We start from the raw sequence: 18,539 nt of genomic DNA on the forward strand, positions 1-18,539 counted from the left end.
AGGGGCACAGTCCTGCCCGGGATATGTGGTCAACCTTGATAAAACGTTTGCCCAGCTTGGGAGTATGGATGCCGCACAAGGGTCTTCAGGGATAGAAAAAACGTTTCATCATTGTTGGCTTTAGGTGAATAACTGACCAACCAGAACGGTAAAATAGTGTTTGTCTGAGCGTTGAGACGTTTAGACATCGCGCATTGTCATCGCCGGCAACGCGCAAACCGGTCCTAACGGAGCCAATTGGGTGCTCCGTTATATACGCAAGTCTAAGAGGGGCTTGTTTAGGAGGCACAGTATGGGACGTTTTACCAATCCTCGCGATCTGTACTTTGGTGAGGGCGCTCGCCACGAGGTGAAGAACCTCAAGGGCAAGAAGGCCATCATCGTTTCTGGCGGCAGCTCTATGCGCCGCGGCGGGTTCCTGCAGGACGTCGAGAACGACCTTAAGGAAGGCGGCTTCGAGGTCAAGCTGTTCGAGGGCGTCGAGTCCGACCCGTCCATCGAGACGGTCATGAAGGGCGCCGAGGCCATGCGCGAGTTCGAGCCCGACTGGATTATCGCCATCGGTGGCGGCTCGCCCATCGATGCCGCTAAGGCCATGTGGGTCTTCTACGAGTATCCCGAGGAGTCCTTCGACAACATCATCCAGCCGTTCAGCTTCCCTGAGCTGCGTCAGAAGGCTCATTTCTGCGCCATCTCCTCTACCTCCGGCACCGCTACCGAGGTCACCGCGTTCTCCGTCATTACCGACTACGCCAAGGGCATCAAGTACCCGCTGGCCGACTTCAACATCACCCCTGATGTCGCCATCGTCGACCCCGAGCTCACCTACACCATGCCCGCCAAGCTGTGCGCTCACACCGGCATGGATGCTCTGACCCACTGCATGGAGGCCTACGTTTCCACCTGCGCCTCTATGTTCACCGACGCCAACGCTCTGCACGGCATCCGCGAGATCGTCGAGTGGCTGCCCAAGTCCTATGCTGGCGACCATGAGGCCCGTCAGCACATGCACGAGGCTCAGTGCATCGCCGGTATCGCCTTCTCCTCGGGCCTGCTCGGCATCGTTCACTCCATGGCTCACAAGACCGGTGCTGCCTTCGAGAACGGCCACATCATCCACGGTGCCGCTAACGCCATGTACCTGGGCAAGGTCATCCAGTGGAACTCCAAGGATCCCCGTGCTGCCGAGCGTTACGCTTACGTGGCCAAGGAGATCCTGCACCTTCCCGGCGAGACCAACGAGGAGCTCATCGCTGCGCTCGTCCAGAAGATCCGCGACCTCAACGACCAGCTCAACATTCCGCAGTCCATCAAGGATTACGCGAATGGTGGCGTGAAGGTCGACGCCGAGAACCCGCAGATGGTTTCCGAGGAGGAGTTCCTCGCCAAGCTGCCCGAGATCGCCGCGAACGCCGAGCAGGACGCCTGCACGCCCGAGAACCCGCGTGAGACCAAGGCTGCCGACTTCGAGAAGATCCTCAAGGCCTGCTACTACGACACCGACATCGATTTCTAATCGACTCTTGTTATCGTAACGAGGGGCTCCGCACGTATCCGTACGGAGCCCCTTTCTTTTTTAGAGAATGGGATAGTTATGGCTGCAATTTTCAATAGCCCCAGCAAGTACATCCAGGGTCCGGACGAGCTCGCCAAGCTCGGCTCCTATGTCGAGCCGCTCGGCGCTAAGGCCCTCGTCATCGTGACGCCTTCGGGCAAGAAGCGCGTCGGTGCCAAGATCGAGGGCGGCTTTGCCGAGGCCAAGGCCGAGCTGCTGTTTGAGGACTTTAACGGCGAGTGCTCCAAGGGCGAGGTCGATCGCCTGGTTGCGCTCGCTCGCGACAACGGTTGCGACATCATCGTCGGCGTCGGTGGCGGCAAGATCCTCGACACCGCGAAGGCCGTCGCCTATTACCTGGAGTCCCCGGTTATCATTTGCCCCACCATTGCCTCGACCGATGCACCGTGCTCGGCACTTTCGGTGCTTTACACCGATGACGGCCAGTTCGACAAGTACCTCTTCCTTAAGGCAAACCCCAACATTGTCCTGATGGATACGACGGTTATCGCGGCGAGCCCGGTGCGCCTGACGGTTTCCGGTATGGGCGATGCGCTCGCAACCTATTTCGAGGCTCAGGCGACGCACGATGCCGACGGCGGCACTTGCGCCGGCGGTAAGGGCGGAATGGCCGGCCTGGCGCTCGCCAAGCTCTGCTATGAGACGCTCATGGCCGATGGCGTCAAGGCCAAGGTCGCGCTGGAGAAGGGTGCGCTCACGCCTGCCGTCGAGCATATCACCGAGGCCAATACGCTGCTTTCGGGCATTGGCTTTGAGAGCTCGGGTCTCGCTGCGGCCCATGCCATCCATAACGGCTTGACGATGCTGCCCGAGTGCCACAGCATGTATCACGGCGAGAAGGTCGCCTTCGGCACCATCGTCCAGCTGGTACTCGAGGATGCCCCGACCGAGAAGCTCGAGGAAGTCTTGGGCTTCTGCATTGAGCTGGGTCTGCCGGTCACGATGAAGGAACTTGGCGTTGCCGAGCTTACGCGCGAGAAGGCCATGATTGTTGCCGAGGCCGCGTGCGCGCCCGAGGACACCATGTGCAACATGCCGTTTGAGGTGACGCCCGAGATGGTCGCAAACGCCATTCTGGGTGCAGACGCACTGGGCCACTACTATCTCATGGATGAGTAAATCAAGCTAAGGAAGGGGCAAAGCCAGCAGATGGCTTTGCCCCTTTTTGCTATGGTGCAAAGGGGCAAGGTTACTTTGCACCAATCGTTGTTTGATGAAGGGCGGATTCTCGTATGGCGCTTCCCATGGTTTATGGCGGTCCCGGCCGGTATGTTCAGGGGCCGGGCGAACTGTCGCGTCAAGGCAAGTATTTGTCATGGTTGGGCTGCGCTGCCTATGTCTTGTTTGACCAGGGCACCGAGGATCGGCTGTGCAAGCAGATCGTCGATGGATTTCTGGACGAAGATCTAAGCGAGCCGTTCTTTAAGATTTATGACGGTCCGTGTACGGAAGAGGCCGTTGTCGAAATGGCTAAGGAAGCCCAGGCCGAGTATTGCGACATGGTAGTGGGTATTGGCGGCGGCAAGATGCTCGATATCGCCAAGGCCGTTGCGTTTTATGCCGAGTTGCCGTTGTGCGTATGCCCCACGGCGGCTTCGATGGACGGTCCGTGCAGCGAGATTTCCGATGCCGATCTGCAGGGTGTTGCAAATGCGGTCTTTAGAAACGAGCGCAATATGGCCAACGAGCAGGCCAAGGTGACCAAACAAAAACTCGTGCAGCTCATGTGCGAGGCATAGCTTGGCACTTGATTGACCTTGTGCAATCGAGGCGGCGATAGGCCATGGGCTATTTGCCGCAAAGATGCTCTGCGTGTAATTTGCCCGAGGCGTGGGCCGATAGCGTATCATTATCTCTTGCTTGTTTGCACTGCTCAGGGAGGGGCCGCGCATGGCGCAGGAACACGATCTGTTTGATGACATTATCGAGATCAGCAAGGGTTTCGACTTTCTTAAAAACCCGCTTGGCGGCGTGACCGATGCACTCGATCCGTCGGCGCCGCAGTGGAATCCTGCTGACTACAAGGAGCGTCCGCGCGGCAACACCATTCCGTGCCTGACCTGCAAAAACGAAAAGAGCGGCTGCACCGCGTGCATGGACGTGTGCCCGGTCAACGCTATTGAGGTCGAGGAAGACGCCATCGAGATCCTCGACTCCTGCCGCAAGTGCGGTCTGTGCGCCGCTGCCTGCCCGACCGAGGCGATCATCTCGCCGCGCCTGGCGCCTAAAAACCTGTATGACGATATCGTCTCTGCTGCTACGAGCCACGAGACCGCCTACGTCACCTGCACGCGTGCCCTCAAACGCATGCCGCGTGAAAACGAGGTCGTCGTTGCCTGCGTGGGCGATATTACGGCAGAGACCTGGTTCTCGGTACTGGCCGACTATCCCAACGTGAGTGTGTACCTGCCGTTGGGCGTGTGCGATAAATGCCGCAACACCGGCGGTGAGGACATTCTTGGCGAGGCGATTGCGAAGGCCGAAGAGTGGTCTGGCACGGGTATGGGCCTAGAGGTCGACCCCAAGAGCCTCAAGTGCCATAAGCGCCGCGAGTACGAGCGCAAGGAGTACATGGAAAGGATTGCCCGCACCACGGGCCTGACGGTGACCAAGCTCAACCCGGCGACGGCGGCGCTGGCCTCGGTGACGCAAAAGCTCAAGGCCCATCGCCATCAGATTACCCAGCTGGAGCGCACGCTCAACACCATGTGCGGCACCACGACGACTAAGCGTCGCCGTTCGCTCACGCACGGGCGGCAGCTGGTGCTCTCGACGCTGCAAAACCACCCCGAGCTTGCCCAGAACATGCAGGTGAGCACGCCGGAGTGCGATTTTGACAAGTGCACGTCGTGCGGCGAGTGCGTCAACGTGTGCCCCACGTTTGCCTGTGATCTGGTGGGAAGCGGCCGCTTTGCGTTGGAGTCCACGTATTGCCTAGGTTGCGGAGCCTGCGTCAAGGTGTGCCCCGAGCATGCGCTCAAGCTTGTTGAGCACGACGCGTCCAATCTGGTCGTCGTCGATCCCGAAGCCGAGGAAAAGGCCGCCCAGAAGGCGAAGGCTCACGAAGAAGCTGAGAAGGTCAAGGCCGAAGCAAAGGCCAAGCTCGACAAGATGCTCGATCAGGTGGAGAAGCTTGCGGACTAGCTAAAAGAGCGTAAATGATGGCCGGTGGGACAGGTACTGCCCCACCGGCCAAAAAAGTTGCGGTGGAATAGTTCCCGTTTTGCCCTTAAGCTGGCCATTCTAGGAACTATTCCACCGCAACTAATAAATGGTTAGTTCATGCTGCTTTGGTGGCCGGTTCGACCGGTACCGTTGCGCGTCACGGTTTCATGGAGCAAAAAGAACCCGGGGACCTGTTTGGTCTCGGTGTATTCCATAAGGATGCCGTCGGCGTTGTAGGTCTGCCCGCGTATAACGGCGAGTGCGTTAAAGTCGTCGAGATCGAGCACGCGCGTATCCTCGGGCGTGGGGTGCTCAATCGTTACATCGCGTTTGCCCGTGGCAATCTTAATGCCAAGATCTTCTTCGAGGTAACGATAAATCGAGTCGTTGACAATCTCGGGTGTCAGCCCCGGTACTTGTGAGCTTAGGTAATAGGAGTCGTCGGAGCACACGGCTTGTCCGTCTGCATAACGGATGCGTTTGGCGCGTGTGAGCTCACAGCCTTCGGGAAACCCGGTAATCTTGGAGAGCGCCTTGCTACAGATGAGGAGCTCAAAGACGGTGGTGACAGTCTTGAGCTCAAAGCCTCGGTTGACCGCGATTTCCTTAAAGGTCTCGAGTCCGCCGCCACCACGACTCTTCTCGTCACTGATGTTGCGAATGACGCGCATGCCTTTGCCTTGCTGGGGGAGCACGTAACCATCTGCCGCAAGCATCGAGATGGCGCGACGGACCGTCATGCGCGAACAGTCAAACAGCTGCGTGAGCTCAGTCTCCGAAGGCAGATAACTCTGATAGGCGTATGTGCCGTCGTCAATCGACTGCTTCACGTTGTCATAAATAGTTTGGAAGATGGCTCGCGCCATGACGGTCTCCTAGAGCTGGGTGCGCGAGCAACGGATGAGGGCTGCCCGCGCCGGTGTCGATCGATTTACTTGCTGGGGTCGATTATATATTTACCCATGGCACGCAGAGCTGGGTCTGACAGGATGGCGCCGAGTTCGTCGAGGGAAGCCACCTTGGCGACCATCGAGGATACGTCGAGCCTGCCAGAGTCGATGAGCTCGAGCGCGCGGCGCTGCGTATAAGGGTTGATGTAGGACGAGGTAAGTACAAGCTCCTTCTGGAAGACCTCGAAGGGCTTGACGGTGATTGTCTCATCGGGCTTGGTGAGGCCGAACATCATGACCGTAGCCTTGTGGCCGGCGATCTGGATGGCCTGCTCGATGGTGACGGGCTTGCCAACACACTCGATAACGACATCGACGTTGCCGACGCCCTCCTGCTTCAGGCGGGCCGGGACGTCCTCGTGGATGGAATCAATTGCCAGGTCGGCGCCGAGTTTGAGCGCAACCTCGCGCTTGCCTTCGACGGGCTCGAGCAAGACAACCTTGGTGGCGCCGGCGTTTTTAGCAAGCTGCATCATGAGCAGACCGATCATGCCACCGCCGATAACGACAACTGTGCTGCCGGGCTTGATGTTGCACATATCGATGCCGTGCAAGCAGCAGGCGACGGGCTCGGTCATAGCACCCTGCTCAAAGCTGGTGTGATCGCCCAACTTGTAGACTTGCTGCATATCGACGGAGCAGTACTCGGCAAAGCCGCCGTTAACGGTGGTGCCGTAACCGGTCATATGCTCGCAGTAGTGGTTGATTCCGTCGCGGCAGGGTTCGCAGCAGCCGCAGGGATGGTTTGGGTCGATGCACACGCGATCGCCCGGTTTAAAGCCAGCGACGTCGCTGCCCACGGCCTCGACAACGCCCGCAAACTCATGACCAAGGATCGTGGGCGGGGTAACGTCGGCTGCACCCTTGTCGCCTTCATAGATATGAACGTCGGTACCGCAGACGCCGCAAGCTTTGACGTTGATCAGAACGTCGCGCTTGCCCACGGCCGGCTTTGCCGATTCCTCGACTCTGAGGTCGTGCTTTCCATAGAAGACCGCGCTTTTCATGGTGACTCCTTAACGTGGCGGTGAATGTTGTAATGAAGTATAGGTATGTCTATAGATATAGACAAGCACATCTAGACAAGTAGAAAAGAAATTTATAATGCAGCCATCAGCTATGTCAGATTTAGCAGGCGAAATACTGGACATATACCGTTTACGGCAAATAATCAACCGTTTACCGACCATAGTATTTATACTAACTTGTCTAGATAAGTGATATGATAAAAATGGAAGCGCAAGAAGTCAGGGAAGCGGGCCCACCCGTCCTATTGCACGAGGTACACGCAAACGGCGCGTCTGCGGTCTCGAGTGAAGCCAAAACCGCAGCCGCTCCGAATGAAGAGAGGGGGATTCCCCGTCATGATGCAAAAGATACAACGTTTCGGCGGTGCAATGTACACGCCTGCAATTCTTTTCGCATTTTCCGGAATCGTCGTCGGCCTGGGTACGTTGTTTACCACCGAGGCGATCTTTGGCGAGATGGCCACAGCGGGTCATCTTTGGTTTGATTGCTGGAATGTGCTGCTCCAGGGTGGTTGGACGCTCTTTAACCAGATGCCGTTGCTGTTTTGCGTAGCGTTGCCAATCTCGCTCGCGAACAAGCAGAACGCTCGCTGCTGCATGGAGGCTTTGGCCATCTACCTTACCTTCAACTACTTTGTAAGCACAATCTTGGGGCAGTGGGGCCCTGTCTTTGGGGTCGACTACTCTGTCGAGGCGGGCAGCGGTACTGGTCTTGCCACTATCGCAAGCATCAAAACGCTTGATATGGGCATCATGGGCGCGCTTATCATTTCTGGTATCGCCACGATGCTGCATAATAAGTTCTTCGACACCGAGCTCCCCGAGTGGTTGGGCGTGTTCTCGGGTTCCGTGTTCATCTATATGATCGGTTTCTTCGTTATGGTTCCGGTCGCTCTTATCGCCTGCCTGGTGTGGCCGCATGTTCAGGCTGCTATCTCTGCCTTCCAGGGATTCATCCTTTCCGCCGGTACGTTTGGCGTGGGTGTCTTTGCTTTCTTCGAGCGCGTGCTGATCCCTACAGGCCTGCACCACTTTATCTATACGCCGTTCTATTACGACAACGCGGCGGTCAACGGCGGCATCTTTGCTGCTTGGGCCAACATCCTGCCCCAACTGGCTGCCGATCCGAGCATTGCTCTTAAGGATGCCGCACCCTGGGCTGCCTATACCTGCCCTGGTTGGACTAAGGTCTTCGGCTCGCTTGGCGTCGCCATTGCGTTTTATATGACCGCCAAACCCGAGCGCAAGCAGCGCGTCAAGGCTCTGCTGATCCCGGTCACCCTTACCGCTATGCTTTGCGGTATCACCGAGCCGCTTGACTTCACCTTCCTGTTCATCGCGCCCGGCCTGTTCGTCGTCCACTGCGTGCTCGGAGCGCTCGGCTGCATGGCTCAAAACCTCCTTGGCGTCGTGGGCATCTTCGACGGCGGCATCATCTCGATGCTCTCTTGGGACTGGCTGCCCCTTTGGGCCGCACACGGTCTGCAGTACGCCATCTCCATCCTTGTCGGTCTGTGCTTTACCGCTCTTTGGGTCGTGGTCTTCCGTTTCCTGATCGTCAAGTTCGACTTTAAGACTCCCGGTCGCGAGGATGACGATGTTGAGGTCGAGCTCAAGTCCAAGGCCGACTACAAGCAAAAGCAGGGCGGTGCTGCTGGCAAATCGGTCGCCCAGAGTAAAGATGACGAGCGCTTGGTGCTTGCCGAGAACATCCTCGATCTGCTCGGTGGCACGGATAACATCATCGATGTAACTAACTGCGCTACCCGTCTGCGCGTTAACGTCAAGGACAAGAGCGTCGTTGCACCCGAGGCTTCCTTCAAGGCGATCGGTACGCATGGCTTGGTGGTCCAAGGCCAGTCAATCCAGGTCATCATCGGCCTTACCGTCCCGCAGGTTCGCGAAAAGTTCGAGAGTCTTCTGAAGTTCGAGAGTCTTCTGTAAACCATCGTCCATCGAAACAATCGGCCTTGCAGAGCCGGTATGCACCGCAAGGCCGATTCTAGAGATAAAAAACTCCACTTCTAGGTAACAATTCCAAACCGTACAGGCCGCGTGCGGGGATGGATTGAGCAAGCGGCCAGAATGAGGAGGACATCATGTCCAAGAAAAACTATGCCGTGACCATTGCCGGCGGTGGCTCTACCTTCACTCCGGGCATCGCTCTGATGCTGCTTGAGGAGCGCGACCGCTTCCCGGTCAACAAGGTGACCTTCTACGACAACAACGCCGAGCGCCAGGAGACCGTGGCCAAGGCCTGCGAGATCTACTTCCATGAGAACGCTCCCGAGGTTGAGTTCAACTACACCACCGACCCCGAGACCGCATTCACCGGGACCGACTTCGTCCTTGCTCACATCCGCGTCGGCCTGTACGCCATGCGTGAGCTCGACGAGAAGATTCCTCTCAAGTACGGCTGCGTTGGCCAAGAGACCTGCGGCGCCGGCGGTATCGCCTACGGCATGCGCTCCATCGGCGGCGTCATCGAGATCCTCGACTACATGGAGAAGTACAGCCCCAACGCCTGGATGCTCAACTACTCCAACCCCGCGGCCATCGTCGCCGAGGCCTGCCGCGTGCTGCGCCCCAACAGCCGCATCATCAACATCTGCGACATGCCGATCGACCTCATGGATAAGATGAGCCGTATGTGCGGCATCAAGGATCGTCGCGAGCTGCAGTATAGCTACTACGGCCTCAACCACTTTGGTTGGTGGAGCAAAATCTACGACAAGGATGGCAACGACCTCATGCCGCAGATTAAGGAGCACATGGCTAAGAACGGCTACCTGGACGGCATCGAGCACGAGGCCGGTAAGGAGCAGCATGTCGAGGAGAGCTGGATTCACACCTTCGGCAAGGCCAAGGATGTCTATGCTGTCGATCCCGAGACGATTCCCAATACCTACCTCAAGTATTACCTGTACCCGGACTATGTCGTCGAGACGTCTGATCCCAACTACACTCGCGCCAATGAGGTTATGGACGGCCGCGAGAAGAAGGTCTTTGGCGCTTGCCGCGACATCATCGCCAAGGGTACTGCCAAGGACGGCGGCTTTGAGCCGGATGTACATGCCAACTACATCGTCGACCTTGCCTGCGCACTGGCCGAGAACACGCTCGAGCGCTTCCTGCTGATCGTCCCCAACGATGGCGCTGTGCCCAACTTCGACCCGACGGCCATGGTCGAGGTGCCTTGCATCGTCGGTTCCAACGGCTTTGAGAAGATCTGCCAGGGCCCGATCCCGCAGTTCCAGAAGGGCCTGATGGAGCAGCAGGTTTCCGTCGAGAAGCTCGTTGTCCAGGCTTGGGTCGAGGGCAGCTACCAGAAGCTCTGGCAGGCACTCACGCTCTCCAAGACCATTCCTTCGGCGAGCGTTGCTAAGCAGATCCTGGACGAGCTCATCGAGGCCAACAAGGATTTCTGGCCCGAGCTTAAGTAAGGACTACTGTCTCGAACTCTCACGCATCTCTGCTTCATTTGCGCCGCCGCGGTGTCCGGATTCGCCCGGATGCTGCGGCGGCGCTATACTTATGAAGTTTGAAGTACCTGTACCAAAAGGAGCTGTCGTGTCCCTTTCCATCGGTATCGTGGGCCTGCCCAACGTGGGCAAGTCGACGCTGTTCACCGCGCTTACCAAAAAGACCGGCCTTGCCGCCAACTACCCGTTCGCCACGATCGACCCCAACGTGGGTATCGTCGACGTGCCCGATAGCCGCCTGCAAAAGCTCGCCGACATCGTCAACCCGGGCCGCATTGTGCCGGCTACGGTCGAGTTCGTCGACATCGCAGGCCTGGTGAAGGGTGCCAACGAGGGCGAGGGCCTGGGCAACCAGTTCTTGGCAAACATCCGCGAGACCGATGCCATCTGCGAGGTCGTGCGCTACTTTAAGGACCCCAACGTCATGCGTGAGGTGGGCCGCACGGGCGAGTTCGTCGATCCCGCCGGCGATGCCGACACCATCATGACCGAGCTCATCCTGGCCGACATGGGCACGCTTGAGAAGCAGCTGCCCAAGCTCGAGAAGGAGGCCAAGCGCGACAAGGAACTCATGCCCAAGTTCGAGGTCGCTAAGCGCCTGCTTGCCTGGCTCAACGAAGGCAAGCGCGCCGCATCCATGGAGATGACCGACGAGGAGCGTGCTGCCGCCAAGGGCCTGTTCCTGCTCACCATGAAGCCCATCCTGTATGTGGCCAACGTAGACGAGGACATGCTCAACGAGGACCTGGCGCCCATCGATGGCGTCAAGCCGCTGCCGATCTGCGCCAAGATCGAGGCCGAGCTTTCCGAGCTCGATCCCGAGGACGCTGCCGACTACCTGGAGAGCCTGGGCCTGGAGCAGCCCGGCCTGGACGTGCTCGCTCAGGCTGCCTACAAGCTGCTCGGCCTACAGTCGTTCTTTACGGCCGGCGAGATGGAGGTCAAGGCCTGGACGGTTCGTCAGGGCGCGACCGCCCCGCAGGCCGCCGGTGTCATCCACACCGACTTTGAGCGCGGCTTTATTAAGGCCGAGGTCATTGGCTACGACGACTACATCGAGCTCGGCGGTGAGCAGGGCGCCAAGGCCGCCGGCAAGCTGCGTATTGAGGGCAAGGACTATGTCATGGCCGATGGTGACGTCGTGCACTTCCGCTTTAACGTGTAAGGACGACGTGCATGTTTAAATATGGCAAAAAAGCTGGTTACATGGGTATTGCGCTGCTCGTGCTTGCGGTGATTCCGCTGGTGGTCGCAGCGTGTGTTATCCCCAACATTGGTCCCGAGGTGGCAACAAAGTTTAATGCCGCCGGCGAGGCGACGCGCTGGGGCAAGAGCTACGAGTTGCTGGCACTGCCGGTGCTCAACCTGCTGCTGAGCGTGGCGACGTACTTTACGGCAGGACGCCAGGCTAAGAACAACGAGGACTCCGCTGTGATGGCACGTCTTACGTGCGAGCGCTACCTGCGCAACGGCTGCATCACGGGTGTGTTCCTCAACGTGATCAACGTCTACTTTATGTATTCGGCGATTACTGGAACGGGCTTTGGCTTTGGTTTCTAGCTTGTCCTTTTAGGCAACGAGCCTGCACATATATTCAATGGCTGCTGCGAGGCCGCCGCTCGATCGTGGTTTAAAGACCATATCGGCGGCGGCCTCGTTCTCGTATCCGGCGCCACGAAGGGCGAGTGCGATACCGGCTTCTAGAAGGAGTGGCAGGCCGCGTTGGCTGGTTGCGATTACGGCAGCCTGATTGAGCGGGCAGCTGTGCGTTTGGCATTGAACAGCAAGTTCACCTTGCGCCGGGCAAGGGACCAGAACGGCGGCGACGCGACTTGATAGCAATGCAAATGCTGTGCGCTCATCGGGCGAAAGGCATTCAGCTTCAACGACGACGAGCTTGGGCGGCGCGCTGTTTGTGCGAAGCGTGGCTCGGTACATGCGGACCGAAGAACCCGACATAGAAAACTCCTGTGTATTCGGCAAAACGTAAACTATAGTTTACGTTTATGTTCGGCTCCATTTCAAACTCGGCTGCATGGACGAACGTGCGAAACAGATTCTTGGCAGGCGGGTCGAAGAGACACGCAGGGACCTTGGTATCTCCAAGGTTGATTTTTGTGTGGCGACAGGAATCAGCCGACCCTACCTCGACCGAATCGAAGATGGGACGGCAAATTTTACGCTCAAGGTTCTATTTAAGATCGCGCCCGCACTCGGCATGACGGTGTCAGAGCTTCTCGAGGGTATCGGATAGGGCGTTCCCCCGCTGTATTTGGCGCTCTTTGGGCGGGTCCCCCTGGTTGCGATGTGCAAAATCGCGAGTATTCAGCACCAGTTTGGCCGTAGATGGTAGCTCGAGCGGCTGGCTTTGCCTTTTTGACAGTAGATAATCCACATGCTAAATAAAAATGAGGAATAAATATTTACTAGACGGACCCTTCGTCCTAAAAGTTCGTCTAACAATCGGCCGATTCTATGCCTCCGGAGGAGAAATTGCAGAATACTCCGATTTTTGCACGGCCCGAGGGGGACCACCTGTCGTTTAAGGCTGCGATAAGTGGAGCTGCCTTAGGGATTACGTCATCGGGATGCGGTCGTGGTTGACTTGGCTGTAGAACAGGCGCTGGATCTCGGCGGCATCGCGTGACTGGCCGAGTGCCCACATGGTCTTGGCCACGAGCGTCTCGGTGGTCATGTCGTCGCCGCGCAGAATGCCCGGATGATCGGCGTAAGCACGGCCGACCTCATAAACGCCCAGATCGAGGCCCTCTTCGGGGACCTGCGTGGTCATAACGACGGTGCGACCCGAATCGACCCAGCGGAAAATTGCCTCTTGGAACGACTCGCCGGACTCGCCAAACTCGGGAATACCGCCAATGCCAAAGGTCTCAAGGATTACAGCATCGTAGCTATCGGCTAGGGCGTCGAGGATGCCCGGGTTTACGCCGGGCGTAAGCTTGAGTACAAATACGCGCGGGTCGATGCTGTCGTAGAAATGCACCGGGTTTTCGTCCTGATGCGTGCCGTGAAGCCCGTTGCGCACGATACGGTCATTGCGGATGTAGGCAATGGGCGGATAGTTGACGCTAATGAATGCGTTAAAGCTCATGGTGCGCTGCTTGCGGGCGCGCGTACCGGCAATGGCGACGCCGCCAAACACAATCGACACATCGTGCGAATGCTCGTCGAGTGCATAGAGCAGGCTCTGGTACAGGTTGAGCTTGGCGTCGGTAAAGGGATTGCCCATGGGCTTTTGCGAGCCGGTGAGCACGATGGGCTTGGGGCTGTCCTGAATCAGGTAGGAAAGCGCTGCTGCGGTGTAGCTCATGGTGTCAGTGCCGTGCAGAATCACGAAGCCGTCGTGGTCGGCATAACCCTCGACAATGACGTCGCGGATACGCATCCAGTCGCTCGGGCGCATGTTGGTGCTGTCGATGTTCATGGGCTGCACGACGTCGAGCTCGCAGAGGCCCGAGATCTCGGGGACGCTCTGGGCGAGTTCCTCACCGGTCAGGGCGGGGGAGAGGCCGTTGCCGTCCTCGGTCGATGCGATGGTGCCGCCCGTGGCGATGAGAAGGATGCGCTTCATGCTGGTATTCCTATCGTATTTGCCGCCGCAGAGGCGGAGTCGTTCGGCAGTATTGTGGCACAGAGCGTTCAATGTTCAAACGTATTACATCATCTGTAACGTCTGGTAACACTTCAATTGCCGTCAAATAGGGGCCCAGGTCGTGCGTTTGCCGTGCGCTGATGGCTGCGAGGGACGAGAAACCCCATATAACGTGTACACTATGAAAGTTATTCTCGTTTATTCGCGCGGGTGGGCACCGGCTCCCCGCCAACAAGAGGGGGAACCATGGATCAAAAGGCTTCCGCAAAGGTCCTCGTACTCGACTTTGGTGCGCAGTACGGTCAGCTCATTGCCCGTCGCGTCCGCGACCTCAACGTGTATTCCGAGATCGTCCCCTGCGACATCTCGGCCGACGAGATTCGCGAGATGAACGCCTCTGCGCTCATCCTTTCCGGCGGCCCGGCCTCTGTGTATGCCGAGGACGCTCCGTCTATCGACCCCGCCATCTTTGACCTGGGCCTTCCCGTCCTGGGCTTTTGCTACGGCCATCAGATCACGGCCGTGACGCTCGGCGGCAAGGTCGGCCACTCCGAGGTGGGCGAGTACGGCCGCGCCACCATCACGCGCACGGCCGGCGCCAAGCTCTTTAACTCCACGCCCATGGAGCAAACCGTGTGGATGAGCCATCGCGACGCCGTTTCCGAGGTGCCCGAGGGCTTTACCGTTACCGCCAGCACCGACGTGTGTCCGGTTGCCGCCATGGAGTGCGTCGAGCGCAAGATTTTCACCACGCAGTTCCACCCCGAGGTCAAGCATTCCGAGTATGGTCAGCAGCTGCTGAGCAACTTCCTGTTTGAGATCTGCGGCCTGGAGCCCAACTGGAGCATGGACAACCTGGTCGAGACCATGACGGCCGAGTTCCGCGAGAAGGTCGGCGACGACCGCGTGATTCTGGCCCTGTCCGGTGGCGTCGACTCCTCCGTCGTGGCCGCGCTGGGCGCCCGCGCCGTGGGCAAGCAGATGACCTGCGTGTTCATCAACCACGGCCTGCTGCGCAAGGGCGAGCCCGAGCAGGTGGAGGAGGTCTTCACCAAGCAGTTTGACGTCGACTTTATCCACGTCCACGCCGAGGACCGTTATGCCGAGCTTCTGGCCGGCGTGATCGAGCCCGAGGAGAAGCGCCGCATCATCGGTACGCAGTTCTGGAAAGAGTTCTTCGCGGTTGCTCAGCAGCTCGAGACCGATGGCAAGCCGGTCAAGTACCTGGCTCAGGGCACCATCTACCCCGACATCATCGAGTCCGGCGCTCGCAAGACGGGCGGCAAGACGGCCACCATCAAGAGCCATCACAACCTGATCCCGTTCCCCGATGGCGTGCACTTCGACCTTATTGAGCCGCTCGACCACTTCTTTAAGGACGAGGTCCGCGCACTTGGTCTGGCACTGGGCCTGCCGGGTCACATCGTGTTCCGTCAGCCTTTCCCGGGCCCGGGTCTGGCCATCCGCATCATCGGTGCGGTCGACAAGGAGAAACTCGAGATCCTCAAGAACGCCGATGCTATTGTGCGCGAGGAGCTCGACGCCTACAACCAGCGTCTGTTTGAGCAGACCGGCGAGCGCAACTCCGAGCACAGCTGCTGGCAGTATTTCGCGGTCCTGCCCGACATCAAGTCCGTCGGCGTTATGGGTGACGAGCGCACCTACCAGCGCCCGATCATCCTGCGTGCCGTCGAGTCCAGCGATGCCATGACCGCCGACTGGGCCAAACTGCCTTACGACGTCCTGGCCCGCATCTCCGGCCGCATCGTTGCTGAGGTCCCCGGCGCCAACCGCGTGTGCTACGACATCACGTCTAAGCCGCCCGCGACGATCGAGTGGGAGTAGGCTGACAGGGTTCTGACCTGCACTTTTGAGTGCCGCACTGTGCTCCTGAGTTTCGTTTCGTACGAGAGTTACGGCAAAACCACCAGCGACATTGGTGAGTAAACTCGATTATCGAGCCTCCGTTCCCATGTTGGAACGGAGGCTTTTTCTTTGCCTTTTTACTCTCTTTCACCTGCGATTTCGCGATTTACTCCCCGTGTTTCAAGATGGAAGCGTTTGGTTGCGAGCCACGCCGCTGTGAGGGCCTGAGTCGTCAGGCCCCGCACAGGGGGACCGCGATGGTGGCCACCGCGCCGCCCGAGGGGCTGTTGGCGAGCGAGACGGAGCCCCCGTGGGCGCTCGCGGCCTCGGAGGCGGCGTGGAGGCCGAGCCCGTAGTGGCGGCCTCCGTCGCGCGAGGAGCGGGAGGAGTCGTCTGTGAAGAGGCGCTCGCAGCCGCGTTCGAGGGCGGCGGGAGAGAAGCCCGGTCCGTCGTCGGCCACCTCGATGACGAGGTGGCCGCCCTCGACGTCGCAGGAGACCGCCACGCGCGAGCGCGCGTGCTCGGCGGCGTTGGCCACGAGGTTCGCGGCGGCTCGCGCCAGGGCGGTTCGGTCGAGCGGGGCCTCGGGCGCGCCCGCGACAGCAGGGCCCGTGGCCGCGTCGAGCGTCACGCCTCGCGCCCGGGTGATCTGGGCGGCCTCGGCGAGGACCTGCTCGCAGAGCTCGGCCGGCCGCATGGGGGCCCTCTCCGCCCCGCCGGACCCGCGCGAGGCCTCGATGAGCAGGCGCACGTAGCCGTCGAGCCTTTCGACACTGCCGGCTATGTCGCGCGCGGCGGCCGCGAGGTCGGCGTCTTTCTCGTCTTCCAGCTCCTCCGCCACGAAGTCGGCGTTGGCGCGCAGCACGGTGAGCGGCGTCTTGAGGTCGTGGGCGAGCGACGCCACCTGCTCGCGCTGCCCCCGCTCCGCGGCCCAGCGGGCCTCGAGCGACTCGGCGAGGGAGGTCCGCATGGCGTCCATCGCGGCGAGGACGTCGTTCACCTCGCGCACGTTAGTGCTGCCGACCGCGAAGTCGAGATCCCCCGCGCCGACGCGCCCCGCCGCCTCCGCGAGCGGCGCCATCTTGCGCGAGATCACGCGGCTCGCACGGCGCGCCACGAGCGCGAGCGCGAGCGCGCTTCCCGCAGCGGCGCCGACGAGCATGAGGTTCTGCGGGTTGGGAAGCAGGCCGGCGAGGTCGCGCGAGACCCACTGCGGCAGGTACTCGCTGACGAGTGCGCAGGCCCCGCCGCCCTTGAGCGGGAACGCGGCGTAGGTGAGGCCCGAGCCCCCGCCCTCGATCTCCACTGTGCCCGGATCCGCGGCGAGTGCCGCACGGGCCATTTCCGTCGCGTCCTCGAGCCGCGTGCCCTCGAGGTCTGTCATCAGCACGTATCCGTCCTTATTCAGGATGAGGTAGCGGTACGCCGTCGGCACGTCCTGCTGCCCGCAGACGCCGTCGCGTGCCAGGCCCTCCGCGACCTCGCGCGCATTGGCCGGCCCCCAGCTTGCCTCGTAGACGAAGCCCGCGTCGATCGCCGCGGAGAGCGCCATGAACGAGGCGAGCCACGCCGTGGCGACCGCCGCGAACGCGTAGGCGAAGTAGCGCGCGATGACGAAGGAGAGCGGCATGCCCCCGCGACCTCGCGCCCCGGTCCTCAGAGCTGCCACTTGTACCCCATCCCCCAGACGGTCGCGATCGGATCGGCGCCGGCCTCGGAGAGTTTCCTCCGGGCGCGGCTGACCTGCATGGATATGGCCGCGTCGTCGGCGTCGCTCTCCCAGCCGAGCACCGCCTCGCGTATCTGCGCGCGGCTCATGACCTGCCCGGGGTGGCGGGCGAGGTACTCGCAGATGGCGTATTCGGTGGGCGTGAGCGGCACGGCCTCTCCGCCCACGGCGAGGCCGCGCGCCCCGAGGTCGATCCGCACCTCCCCGAAGGAGAGGGCGTGCGAGCGCGGCCGGCGCTCACGGCGTAGATGGGCCGCGACCTTGGCGCGCAGCTCCGCGGCCCCGAAGGGCTTGCGGACGTAGTCGTCGGCGCCCAGGCCGTAGCCGGCCACGGCGTCCTCCTCGGCCACGCGCGCGGTCAGGAAGATGATGGGCCCGTCGAAGTCCGGGCGGATCTGCCGCACGAGCTCGAAGCCGTCGAGCCCCGGCATCATGACGTCGCAGAGCACGAGGTCGAAGCGCGAGAGGTCCATCTCCAGGACCGCCGTCGGGTCCGCTGCCTTGACGACCTCATGGCCGTCGCGGCCGAGGACGCGCGCGAGCGCGTCGAGGATCGCCCGTTCATCATCCACTGCCAGTATCCTCGCCATGTTCGACCTCCTGAAACTCCCGTCGGCATTGTACTTGCGCCGCGCTCAGCGGTCTAGAGCCCCGCGCGCAGCCGCGGGCGCCTCGGCCGCATCGCACGCGCGGTAGCGCACGCCCGAGCCGCCGCGCGCCTCGATCTCGAGCCAGCCCTCGCCGTTCGACTCCCGTCCGAAGAAGATGAGCTGGAGCTCTCGGACATTGCCCCTGTCGTCCGCCGCGTCCACCAGGTAGACGTAGTTCGCCCCCGCCCCGGTGGCGTCAGCGTAGGAGCTCGCGTGGCTGCCGGGCTCGGGCGCGGGCGCCCACATGGTGATCTCAGGGTTGGGCAGCACGCGGTCGGCGATCGAGCGCAGCGCCGACCCCCAGCCGGCGTCGAGCAGGGCATTCCCGCCCAGGACGAGCGCTACGGAGAGGAGGACTGTTAGCGTCAATATAATTTTCACCATTTCCACCAACGCATTTTCGCCAATCGCGCCAACGCGGATACGCCGGATTCGCCAACGCGGATGTGCCGCTTTCGGCGCCTAGGCGCCCTCCTCCTTCCC

General features: G+C 60.5%; 16 protein-coding genes. 9 read left to right on the top strand and 7 right to left on the bottom strand.

What is annotated here, in order from left to right:
- Positions 1-292 precede the first annotated feature (292 nt).
- The 4 genes from AAAX72_RS07050 (at position 293) to AAAX72_RS07065 (ending at position 4,720) form a co-directional block, all read left to right on the top strand.
- A complete protein-coding gene (locus AAAX72_RS07050) occupies positions 293-1,516 on the top strand; it encodes an iron-containing alcohol dehydrogenase (RefSeq protein ID WP_006234677.1) in 1,224 nt (407 codons plus the stop codon).
- Between the two features lie 78 nt (positions 1,517-1,594).
- Positions 1,595-2,695 carry a glycerol dehydrogenase gene (locus AAAX72_RS07055; protein ID WP_349129732.1) on the top strand — a complete coding sequence of 367 codons (1,101 nt, stop codon included), beginning with the start codon at positions 1,595-1,597 and terminating at the stop codon, positions 2,693-2,695.
- A 113-nt stretch (positions 2,696-2,808) separates the two neighbouring features.
- Positions 2,809-3,315, top strand: a complete 507-nt coding sequence (locus tag AAAX72_RS07060) for an iron-containing alcohol dehydrogenase (protein ID WP_349129733.1) — start codon at positions 2,809-2,811, stop codon at positions 3,313-3,315.
- A 151-nt stretch (positions 3,316-3,466) separates the two neighbouring features.
- On the top strand, positions 3,467-4,720 hold the full coding sequence (locus AAAX72_RS07065) for a 4Fe-4S binding protein (protein WP_349129735.1): 1,254 nt from the start codon (positions 3,467-3,469) through the stop codon (positions 4,718-4,720).
- Between the two features lie 131 nt (positions 4,721-4,851).
- On the opposite strand, the gene AAAX72_RS07070 is transcribed toward AAAX72_RS07065, so the two are convergent.
- Positions 4,852-5,607, bottom strand: a complete 756-nt coding sequence (locus AAAX72_RS07070) for a GntR family transcriptional regulator (protein WP_117876759.1) — start codon at positions 5,605-5,607, stop codon at positions 4,852-4,854.
- Between the two features lie 65 nt (positions 5,608-5,672).
- A complete protein-coding gene (locus tag AAAX72_RS07075; protein WP_342995730.1) occupies positions 5,673-6,698 on the bottom strand; it encodes a zinc-dependent alcohol dehydrogenase family protein in 1,026 nt (341 codons plus the stop codon).
- Positions 6,699-7,055: 357 nt separating this feature from the next.
- Here AAAX72_RS07075 and AAAX72_RS07080 point away from each other — a divergent pair, with 357 nt between their 5' ends.
- From AAAX72_RS07080 to AAAX72_RS07095, 4 genes are all read left to right on the top strand, one after another.
- The gene (locus AAAX72_RS07080) at positions 7,056-8,663 is read left to right on the top strand and encodes an alpha-glucoside-specific PTS transporter subunit IIBC (protein WP_349129736.1); all 1,608 of its coding nucleotides are present in this window, start codon (positions 7,056-7,058) and stop codon (positions 8,661-8,663) included.
- Between the two features lie 155 nt (positions 8,664-8,818).
- Positions 8,819-10,162 carry a 6-phospho-alpha-glucosidase gene (locus AAAX72_RS07085; protein WP_117798057.1) on the top strand — a complete coding sequence of 448 codons (1,344 nt, stop codon included), beginning with the start codon at positions 8,819-8,821 and terminating at the stop codon, positions 10,160-10,162.
- Between the two features lie 127 nt (positions 10,163-10,289).
- The gene (gene ychF / locus AAAX72_RS07090; protein WP_055309950.1) at positions 10,290-11,366 is read left to right on the top strand and encodes a redox-regulated ATPase YchF; all 1,077 of its coding nucleotides are present in this window, start codon (positions 10,290-10,292) and stop codon (positions 11,364-11,366) included.
- Positions 11,367-11,377: 11 nt separating this feature from the next.
- Positions 11,378-11,761 carry a DUF1648 domain-containing protein gene (locus AAAX72_RS07095; RefSeq protein WP_349129738.1) on the top strand — a complete coding sequence of 128 codons (384 nt, stop codon included), beginning with the start codon at positions 11,378-11,380 and terminating at the stop codon, positions 11,759-11,761.
- A gap of 9 nt (positions 11,762-11,770) precedes the next feature.
- On the opposite strand, the gene AAAX72_RS07100 is transcribed toward AAAX72_RS07095, so the two are convergent.
- Both AAAX72_RS07100 and AAAX72_RS07105 read right to left on the bottom strand, forming a co-directional pair.
- A complete protein-coding gene (locus AAAX72_RS07100; protein WP_349129739.1) occupies positions 11,771-12,160 on the bottom strand; it encodes a hypothetical protein in 390 nt (129 codons plus the stop codon).
- Positions 12,161-12,776: 616 nt separating this feature from the next.
- The gene (locus tag AAAX72_RS07105) at positions 12,777-13,790 is read right to left on the bottom strand and encodes an asparaginase (RefSeq protein WP_349129741.1); all 1,014 of its coding nucleotides are present in this window, start codon (positions 13,788-13,790) and stop codon (positions 12,777-12,779) included.
- Between the two features lie 267 nt (positions 13,791-14,057).
- Here AAAX72_RS07105 and guaA point away from each other — a divergent pair, with 267 nt between their 5' ends.
- Positions 14,058-15,656 carry a glutamine-hydrolyzing GMP synthase gene (guaA, locus tag AAAX72_RS07110; RefSeq protein WP_349129742.1) on the top strand — a complete coding sequence of 533 codons (1,599 nt, stop codon included), beginning with the start codon at positions 14,058-14,060 and terminating at the stop codon, positions 15,654-15,656.
- Between the two features lie 253 nt (positions 15,657-15,909).
- Here the strand turns inward: guaA and AAAX72_RS07115 are convergent, their stop codons facing one another.
- From AAAX72_RS07115 to AAAX72_RS07125, 3 genes are read right to left on the bottom strand one after another with little or no spacing between them, the layout of a single operon-like run.
- Positions 15,910-17,307, bottom strand: coding sequence for a HAMP domain-containing sensor histidine kinase (locus AAAX72_RS07115; protein ID WP_349129743.1), 1,398 nt, complete (start codon positions 17,305-17,307; stop codon positions 15,910-15,912).
- A 26-nt stretch (positions 17,308-17,333) separates the two neighbouring features.
- On the bottom strand, positions 17,334-17,996 hold the full coding sequence (locus tag AAAX72_RS07120) for a response regulator transcription factor (RefSeq protein ID WP_349129745.1): 663 nt from the start codon (positions 17,994-17,996) through the stop codon (positions 17,334-17,336).
- Between the two features lie 45 nt (positions 17,997-18,041).
- Positions 18,042-18,446 (bottom strand): hypothetical protein, encoded by a 405-nt coding sequence (locus tag AAAX72_RS07125; RefSeq protein ID WP_349129746.1) that lies wholly within the window; start codon positions 18,444-18,446, stop codon positions 18,042-18,044.
- Positions 18,447-18,539: the final 93 nt, after the last annotated feature.

This window comes from Collinsella sp. CLA-ER-H8 (genome assembly GCF_040092335.1).
GTDB lineage: Bacteria > Actinomycetota > Coriobacteriia > Coriobacteriales > Coriobacteriaceae > Collinsella.